Origin of the sequence: Pseudomonas sp. 50_B, assembly GCF_017491625.1 — a bacterium.
GTDB classification, from domain to species: domain Bacteria; phylum Pseudomonadota; class Gammaproteobacteria; order Pseudomonadales; family Pseudomonadaceae; genus Aquipseudomonas; species Aquipseudomonas danubii.
Window position 1 is genome coordinate 1 of sequence record NZ_JAFGYX010000180.1, and the last position, 430, is coordinate 430.

General features: G+C 66.7%; 1 protein-coding gene. It reads right to left on the reverse strand.

What is annotated here, in order from left to right:
• A partial coding sequence (fliF, locus tag J5M73_RS31495; protein WP_207817003.1) for a flagellar basal-body MS-ring/collar protein FliF occupies positions 1 to 430 on the reverse strand: 430 nt, incomplete at both ends.

Genomic DNA, 430 nt, shown 5'->3' on the forward strand with positions numbered 1-430 from the left:
GCGTCGATGCGCTTTTGCGTGTTGCGCTCGATCTGCTGCACGTACTTGAGCTGGCTCGCGTCGAGGCCGGTGGCGGACGCGGTCTGCGTGAGCAGGTTGCCGTCCTGGTCGACGATCGTCACGTTCTTCGCGGGCATGTCGGGCACGCTCGACGACACCATGCGCGTGACGGCGAGCACCTGCCCTTCGTCGAGCACGCGGCCCGGGTACAGATCGACGAGCACCGACGCCGACGGCGCCTCGCGATCGCGCACGAATACCGAAGGCTTCGGAATCGCCATATGCACGCGCGCGGCGCGCACCGCGTTGATCGATTCGACGGTGCGCTGCAGCTCGCCCTCGAGCGCGCGCTGGTAGTTGACCTGCTCGGCGAACTGGCTGATGCCGAATTTCTGGTTGTCCATCAGCTCGAAGCCGACCGAGCCGCCCT